The sequence below is a fragment of the Virgibacillus sp. DJP39 genome (assembly GCF_049310925.1).
In the GTDB taxonomy this organism is placed as follows: domain Bacteria; phylum Bacillota; class Bacilli; order Bacillales; family Amphibacillaceae; genus Virgibacillus_F.
In genome coordinates this window covers 1-8,376 of the sequence record NZ_JBMERP010000114.1, presented here as the reverse complement: position 1 = coordinate 8,376, position 8,376 = coordinate 1, and the positions used below count along the sequence as shown (strand labels likewise).

The window sequence follows — 8,376 nt, the reverse complement described above, 5'->3', positions numbered from 1 at the left end:
ATTAGTAAACTTAGCTTATCGCCAGATCCTTCTCGCGAAATCATTAGGTGCACTAATGCAGAAGTAAAGTTTTTAACACTTTTCTTTACTGCCTAGAAAAGACAAGCCTTTGCGCTTGTCTTTTTCTGGCTTCTAACATCTCATTTACTCACAACTCAACCTCTCTCCCTACCCCTTTCCTAATAGCTTTTTCTAAAATATATTGGCCTACCCTTCACGTGTTCCTTTTATATTATCGCCGAGTTCAACAATTTTCTTAAAAGTAAACCCTTCTTTAATAGGATTCAGCAAATCTCCTGTTTCCTCTAGTGCAGACTCTTTTGATTCCACAACTACTCGATCCGCGGAAGTAAATGAGCTTGAGGGGATTTCCTGCTCTAAAGGAAGCAAATTCCTCTGCTTTTGAATGCGTATGATTTTAAAACAGCACTTGGTAGACCTATGTATTTTATGCCGTAGAAAATTATGACTATCAATCGCAGTGTCCTAAATCTTATATTCATTTGCCTGTTCATGGGATTACCATGATTTCTATCTTTTTACTTAGGCTGCTAGGTTTTTTAACCCAAATCCACAAACCCTTATGGATAGTCAAAACTAATTACAAGAGATAAATTGGATGAAATCGATTGGGATTTTTATTGAATGGTCAGAGTGTAAGAAAAACGAAGGCTTCAATGGAGGATGGCATTTATTCCTTTAGCCAGAGAATAGACTGAAGTAGTAAACTTAAATAATAAACCAAGAAAAAGAGCAACCCTTACTGTCTAATTTAAAATGTAATTCTATAAAGTATATCTTAAAAATGACTTAAATAACTACTACATAGTGCAGGTATTTTCTCTGTTTAACAAAAGGTATCTCATTAGTTTCCTGTAATAGCTTAATAAATCATTACTTTTCATCTTGTTCTTCGATCACCTATAACAAGCCAATTACCCTCCACCATGTAAGGGCAACTATAATAGTCAGAACAGTTGTCACAATCGTTGCATAAAAACCAGGCTTTAAATAATCTTTTTGTTCAATCATACCTGTACTGTGAACTAATAGGTTTGGCATAGTTTCAACTACTAAAACAAAACCAAATAGACTGGATATTCCGGCTGTAAAGCCAACAATTAGTGGATCTATATTGGTATTAGAAGCCATACTTAATACAATTGGAATCAATGTCACTACAGCAGTGGACACATTCGATATCATTTTGTGAAATACTTGGGTTAAAACGACAATAAAAATTACTGCAAACGTTGGTGTTTGCAGTATATTTTTTATCCAGCCTGTACTTAAATATTCACCAATTGTATTAGAAGCACCTGAAGCAATTAATGTATAACCCATTGAAAGAGTAATACTAACTAATAAAACTGTATTATAATTTATATTTACAACATTCTCCCATTTAGCACAACCAGTGCCGGGTAAGGTCATTAACACAACTCCAATTATAGCTGGAACACTTGGATGTAAACCGTGTAATGGTTCAGTTATCCAAAGACTTACTATGAGAATTAAAACAGCCAAGCACTTTAGTTCGCGAATGTTTACCGGTCCTAATTCATTAATTTTAACTTCCATTTCCTTTTTTATCATAGGAAAGAATCTTTCATCTTTTGGTAAAGGAAATAGTTTTAATAATAAAAGCCACATAGAAGGTATTAACATGAGCCATAAGGGAAAGGTGTAATAAAACCACTGAAAATATGTAATGCTTATATTGGCATAGCTATTAAGTATTTCTATCGTCAAAATATTTCCAACTGCGGCCGTCATAACAGCTGTACCACTTATATTCCCACCATAGGCTACCCCAAGCAAAATCATTTTCCGCAAGTTACTGCGTGGCTTGGCATCCACCGTTTTAATAATCATGGTGGAAATCGGTAGCATTAGTGTAGTTCTAACGGCAGTTGCAGGTATAAAAAAGGCTTGTATATGCATAATTGCTAAGATACTACCTAACAACCCTTTAGAAGTATTTCCCCTTTTTTTTAATATCATATAAGTTATTCGTTTAGCTAAGGATGTCTCATTTACTGCCTTTGCGAGCATCATTCCTCCAACAATAAGATAAATCGCTGGTGATGCAAAACCACTAAATATTACACTTGTATCAGCAACACCAAATAGAAGCATTATTAATAAAACAATTAATGCTGTAAGCCCTAAAGGAATTGGTTCTAAAGCCCACAAAGTTACTCCAAAGAATACAGTTGCTATCATTACTTTTGCTGGATATGAAAATGCATCAGGCAAACAAAAGAGTATAATTAAAAACCCGCTTATACCTAGTAGAAAAGATAACACTCTTCTAATACGGTTTATTCTATTAAATCCCTTATTATCCTTTTTTAAAATAACAACATTAGACTCCATTAATTACAGCCTTTCTTATATGTAATCACACAGTGAATATTTTGTCTTTTAATCTACATCTTAAATTCCCTAGTAAAAAAACCCTGTAAAGTACCAGGATTCTTTTATTAACTTTATTTTATTTTAACCATGGTAGAGAGGGCTTGTTTATACACAGGATAATCAATCATTTTTCCATTTAGTTTTATCGCTGCCTTTCCTTGTCTCTCCGCTTCCTCAAAAGCCGCAACTATTTGTTCCGCCCATTGGATTTCATTTTCTGTGGGAAGAAATAATTTATTTATTAGACTTACTTGCTTCGGATGAATACAAAGCTTAGCGAAGAATCCAAGTTGGATAGATATTTTAGTTTCTTCCATTAATCCTTCGCTATCATCAATATTAACAAAAACTGTGTCAATTGGACTTTCAATTCCTGCTACCCTTGAAGCCAGAACTAATGATGACCTTGGATAGATAAGCTCATGTTCATTTTTTGTTATGGAAATTCCCAGTTCAAGAGAATAGTCTACTGCACCAAATGCTAGCCGAATTATGTTTTGTGAAGAATTAGCAATCTCATAAGAAAACATTACTCCTTTTGCAGTTTCAATCAATGGAATTACTTTTTGTTCCGTTGACAACCTTTTATTTAAAATATGAATATCTTCTGCTGATTCTGTCTTTGGTAACATTACACCCAATGAAGGATACTTTGCCACCAATTCCACATCTTTTTCCCAGTACTTGCTTTTAATTTCATTAACTCTTATATAAATACTCTTTGAAGCCATTTTGTTTTGTTCTAAATAATTTTCCAAACAATCTCGTGCATTTTTTTTTTCACTTAACGCCACAGAATCTTCTAAATCAATAATCACAGCGTCTGCTTCACTTCGAATCGCTTTACCGATTAAATCATGTTGATTACCAGGTACAAATAAATAGGTATGTCTTGTATCCATATCCAACCGACTCCTTCTTATAATTAAAACTTCCTAAGTCTATCGTGTAAGAAACAATGATAACTCAGGGAAGATCACGATAACAGCCAATACCAATACCATCAAAAAGAAAAAAGGTATAACTCCACTTACAACAGCTCCAACCTTTTCTTTTGAAATTCCACCGACAACAAATAAATTCAATCCAACCGGTGGTGTAATCATCGCTAATTCCAAATTTATCGTTAGAATTATAGCAAAGTGTATTGGATTGACACCGAATAGAACCAGCATTGGTAAGAAAATTGGCACCGTAATAAGAATAATCGCAGCTGACTCCAGGAACATTCCCATTACAAAGATTAATAAGTTTACTCCAATCATGAATACCCACTTATTAGTAACGTTTCCATCCATCCAACCAGCTAATTGCTGAGGGATTTGCTCTATTGTTAAGAACATACCGAAAATAACTGCAGCAGAAATAATTAAATAAATCATTGAAGAAATATTTATTGACTCATTCAAAATACTTCTAAACCTTTTGAAGTTCATTTCACGATAGATAAACGCAGATACAATATATGCATAAAGACTAGCAACAAAAGATGCTTCGGTAGGAGTAACAATCCCACCATAAATTCCTCCCAGTATTAGAACAGGAAGCATAAAGCCCCATATAGCTTTCATGCTTTTCTTTCTTCGATCGGACCAACTTTGTTTAGGTAATCCACCAAAATCATTGATTTTTGCATATATGACAGCTGATATAATCAGAGTTAAACCTAATATAATCCCAGGTATTATTCCTGCCAAAAACAGTTCACTAATTGATTCTTCGGCAACAACGCCGTAAAGGATCAATGGAATTGAAGGAGGAATTAGAATTCCTAATGTGCCTGCACAAGCAACAAGTCCCATAGAATAACGCTTACTATATCCAGCTTTCACCATCCCGGGAATCATAATACTCCCAATTGCAGCAGCAGTTGCCGGGCTTGAACCAGAGATTGCAGCAAAAATCATACAAGCCAAAATAGTTACTACTGCTAGTCCCCCTCTTAGATGACCAACCCAAGCCTTCAATGCTTCTACCAAATGTTGCGATATTCCACCTTTTGCCATAATAATTCCTGTAAACACAAATCCTGGAATAGCCATCAATGAAACATGGGTTAATTGACTGAACATCTTTTGAATAACCGTATAGGTTTCAAAATCTACCATAGTTAGTGAAATAATACTTGATATACCTAGACTAACTGCTACTGGAACTCGGATGATACAGAGTAAGAAAAAAGAAGCAAATAATACTAATACCGGACTCATACTATCTTCTCCTCCTTTTCACTTTCAGAGATGTAGGTCGCATGATCTAAAGAACCCATTATTTCTTGTTTATCTCCTAAAATGGCCTTATAAGTTTTATGTATAAAGTAGGCACAAAACATTGTCATGCTTACCGGTAAAATGATATAGGTTATCCAAATCGGTATACCTAACGCTACCGTATTAAACCCATCAGATATTGCTGTCAACACCATTTTCACTCCAGTAATTAAAAGAAATAACCCGTAACCGGCTCCAATCAAGTTACTAATTACTGCTAATACCCTTTTTATTGGAAAGGGGAATCTATCATATACAACATCTACAGAAATATGATGATCTTGTTTTAACGCTCTTCCAAAACCTACAAAAATTGCCCATGGCATCAAGATACCGACAATTTCATTTATTCCAAATTGTGGGCTCTGTAAAACATAACGCATAAACACCTCGAATAAACTAATTAAAACTGCACTAAGAAATAGAAAACCTGCTGCAAATTCCTCAACCACTTCCATCTTTTTAAGCGCTTTCATGAAATTCCTCCTCTATTTAATCTGTTATTTCTACTGGTACTATATCTTAATGTTTACTTTCTGTATCCAATATACAATAACGATGTGTTATTATATAGTATACTATGTCACAAGAAAAATAAATAGATAATTCACTTTTTATTAAATTTTTGCAATTGACAATCTAAATTTAGTTTGCTATGTTTAAACTTGTAAAATGAATTTTGAATCCAAAATCCAAGAGTGAGAAGGTAGAGTAATCTATACTCACTAGAGGGAGGGAGGCAACACATAACTTTTTATTCGGTTAAATGTATCAACTAAAGAATAGCCTATCTTTCGATTCATTTTGAAAGCGTTAACTTTTAAATTGTTACAAATAACCACAATGGTTTTTTAGAGAATATCATATGATTCTCACTCAGTAATAAATATTTTTAAGGGGGAAATTTTAATGCATTTTATGAAAAAAGGAATTTTAAGTCTCCTTATTCTGCTTTTGGCAATTGTCATCACGGCATGTGGAGAAGAAGCAAACAGTACATCCGACGGTGAAGGTGGGCAAAGTGATGGTAAAAGCAATTCAGAAATACAAGAACTTACTGTTAAGTTCTCACACGTTGTTGCAGAAAACACGCCTAAACACCAAGGAGCTTTGGCATTTAAAGAGTTTCTTGAAGAAAAATCAGACGGTAAAATTGAGGTACAAGTATACCCAAATAGTTCATTGTTTGGGGATAATGATGAGGTAGACAATCTAACTGCAAATAATGTACAGTTTATCGCTCCAGACTTATCAAAATTTGTTGGAATGAATCCTGCATTTAATGTTCCATCGTTGCCGTTCTTATTTGGTTCTAACGAAGAAGCCTACGCTTTCTGGGATGGGAAAAAGGGACAAGAGGTTTTAAGTAGCCTTGAAGACCAAGGAATAATAGGTCTGAGAATGTGGCCAAACGGTCCAAAACAAATCACAAATAATAAACACCCAATTAAAACACCTGAAGATCTTGATGGTATGAAGATTCGTGTTCAAGGGGGGCAGGTTTTAGCATCAGTTTATGAGACACTGGGTGCCGGACCTTTACAACTTCCATTTGGGGAATTATATACAGCCCTTGAGCAGGGAACTGTCGATGCTCAAATAAATACATTTAGCAACATCGCAACAAAAAAATTAGGCGATGTACAAGGCTATATGACTACAAATTGGGGTGCAACAAGAGTAGACTATGCTGTATTTACTAATAAGGAATTTTGGAGTAGCCTTAATGAGCCAACGAAAAAATTGTTTGAAGATGCTATAGAAAAAGCGACAGAAACCGAGCGTAATTTAGCAGAGAAATTGAATAAAGAAGCAATGGAAACTTTAAAAGAACGCGGAAATATGGAGATTTATGAATTAACTACTGAGGAGCGTCAAGTTTTCCTAGAGGCTTTAAAACCAGTTTATGATGAATATGCCGACAAAATTGGTCAAGATGTAATAGATGCTGCGAGAGAAGCTGCAGCTAATTAAAATAATAAAATGAATAACAATCAATTATAGTTCTTGCCAGGCTTTCGAGAAACCCTCTCGATAGTCTGTTTTTTTCTTTTATTTCAACTACTTATCGTGTTTATTTATCTACTCTTTCCTTCTCTTTTTGTTAACCTACAGTTGCAACACAAAAGGAAAAGGAGATGGGAATGAGTGCAAAGTCATTTTAGGGATTAAAGACAGAAATGTAGATGGGTGGGCTATTGATGAGACTTCTGGGGAGTTACTTATAAAGCTTTATACGAAGAATAGGAAACAGGCCTGCATAGCTTGTAAGCAAAAGACGAAAAGAGTTCATGGCTATCGGTTACAGAAGATAAAGGGTCCGAACCTATCGGATCGCCAGGTTCAGATTTCTTTACGAAAGAGGAGATACACACTAAATGTGGTGATGTCCTTTATCATGTCGGGTCCTGAAACATTTCAAATGACAAAAAAATACACCCATTCCCTACAAATTGTAATCATACATTTTATGAACGATTGCAGATGATTGGGCATTATCAACGGTGTATTTCTTCTCCACAAACAACTGCTCTGAGTTATACAGCCATTGGCTCTTTTACAACGGCTACACGGCTGGCGGGCATGACAACCAATCGATTATTGTGGCTATTCGACAAACACACCATAAAGACAAAAAAGGTTTTGCCTAGAGCTATTTGCATTGATGAATTCAAGGGAGATGTTGGTGGAGAAAGATTTCACACGGTAGTCGTTGATGTAGAAACAAAGAGATTCTGGATATTTCTTGCCCGATAGAAAAGTAGACACATTTAAGGAACACCTAAAATCTGTTGATACTGGTAATGTTGAAATCGTAGTAATTGATTTATATCGAAGTCTATTAAACTGGCTGTTCTAAAAGCTTTAGGTGATCCACTTATTATTGCGGATCGTTTTTACTTCATGCGCCAAGTTTATTGGGCGTTAGACGATGTGCGCCGTGAAGTCCAGTATGATTTAAGTAAAAAAAGCGCATCCGTATGAAAAGAAGCAAAAAACTTTTTTGGAAAATCCCCTTATAAGCTTTCGGAAGAGAGTGAGAGAAATTACCAGATATACTCAAGGTAGATCCCCGTTTAAAGGAAACTTATGAGTTGAAAAACAAACTTGATGAATGATTCAAAAAAAGTACGGGAGTGTACAGTATTCTTGTATCCGAAAATATAAATACGGGCGTGGATGGGAACCAAAAAAACCATTTCTATTACAATATGGCTGAATATTATCCACCATAGCTGGCGCCATAATATCGCATACTTACTGTGATGAAAGCAAAATGATGTACACAATACAAGTCGTTTCCGCAGTTTGATAACTCATTCTGACCAACTCCTCCCATGAGTAGTCAAGGTTCCCTTTCTTCAAAAGTTCATTATGAATGTACTCGTAATCAGGTAAGTTTTAATTTTGAAGGATGATTTTTGAGGAAATAGAAGCCATCTTCCAAGTCACATCCGTAAACTGCTCTGATTTTTCACTTTGATGTTCACTAAGACAGAAGTCATTGTATTCCTTGAACCTCCACAACTTAGTGCTATACTCTTTTACTCATTTATTGACTAAGCATCCTTAAAATTTCACGATATTTAACCAAAAAACCACCCTTTATAATGATAGATTCACTGATAATCAGTTAACTTCATTATAGGGGGTGATTCTCTTTAAGGCTGATCTATTTCGAGTT

General features: G+C 35.0%; 9 protein-coding genes. 4 read left to right on the top strand and 5 right to left on the bottom strand.

Annotation, left to right across the window (positions count from 1 at the left end; translation table 11 throughout):
- Positions 1–207: 207 nt before the first annotated feature.
- The 5 genes from ACOI1D_RS20140 to ACOI1D_RS20120 all read right to left on the bottom strand — a co-directional run bounded on the left by ACOI1D_RS20140 (position 208) and on the right by ACOI1D_RS20120 (position 5,167).
- Positions 208–330, bottom strand: a complete 123-nt coding sequence (locus tag ACOI1D_RS20140) for a hypothetical protein (RefSeq protein ID WP_422503821.1) — start codon at positions 328–330, stop codon at positions 208–210.
- Positions 331–921: 591 nt separating this feature from the next.
- A complete protein-coding gene (locus tag ACOI1D_RS20135; RefSeq protein WP_422503819.1) occupies positions 922–2,379 on the bottom strand; it encodes an SLC13 family permease in 1,458 nt (485 codons plus the stop codon).
- A 113-nt stretch (positions 2,380–2,492) separates the two neighbouring features.
- On the bottom strand, positions 2,493–3,323 hold the full coding sequence (locus tag ACOI1D_RS20130) for an HpcH/HpaI aldolase/citrate lyase family protein (RefSeq protein WP_422503817.1): 831 nt from the start codon (positions 3,321–3,323) through the stop codon (positions 2,493–2,495).
- A gap of 39 nt (positions 3,324–3,362) precedes the next feature.
- Entirely contained in the window at positions 3,363–4,631 is a 1,269-nt protein-coding gene (locus ACOI1D_RS20125; RefSeq protein ID WP_422503815.1) for a TRAP transporter large permease, read from the bottom strand.
- Positions 4,628–5,167 carry a TRAP transporter small permease gene (locus ACOI1D_RS20120; RefSeq protein WP_422503813.1) on the bottom strand — a complete coding sequence of 180 codons (540 nt, stop codon included), beginning with the start codon at positions 5,165–5,167 and terminating at the stop codon, positions 4,628–4,630. The genes ACOI1D_RS20125 and ACOI1D_RS20120 overlap by 4 nt, the downstream gene beginning before the upstream one ends.
- Before the next feature lie 433 nt (positions 5,168–5,600).
- Between ACOI1D_RS20120 and ACOI1D_RS20115 the strand changes: the two genes are divergently transcribed.
- From ACOI1D_RS20115 to ACOI1D_RS20100, 4 genes are all read left to right on the top strand, one after another.
- Positions 5,601–6,665 (top strand): DctP family TRAP transporter solute-binding subunit, encoded by a 1,065-nt coding sequence (locus ACOI1D_RS20115; RefSeq protein ID WP_422503811.1) that lies wholly within the window; start codon positions 5,601–5,603, stop codon positions 6,663–6,665.
- A 127-nt stretch (positions 6,666–6,792) separates the two neighbouring features.
- Positions 6,793–7,179, top strand: a complete 387-nt coding sequence (locus tag ACOI1D_RS20110; protein WP_422503809.1) for a transposase family protein — start codon at positions 6,793–6,795, stop codon at positions 7,177–7,179.
- Positions 7,176–7,448 (top strand): hypothetical protein, encoded by a 273-nt coding sequence (locus tag ACOI1D_RS20105; protein WP_422503807.1) that lies wholly within the window; start codon positions 7,176–7,178, stop codon positions 7,446–7,448. The genes ACOI1D_RS20110 and ACOI1D_RS20105 overlap by 4 nt, the downstream gene beginning before the upstream one ends.
- A gap of 72 nt (positions 7,449–7,520) precedes the next feature.
- Positions 7,521–7,676, top strand: coding sequence for a transposase (locus ACOI1D_RS20100; RefSeq protein ID WP_422503823.1), 156 nt, complete (start codon positions 7,521–7,523; stop codon positions 7,674–7,676).
- The last annotated feature ends 700 nt before the right edge of the window (positions 7,677–8,376 follow it).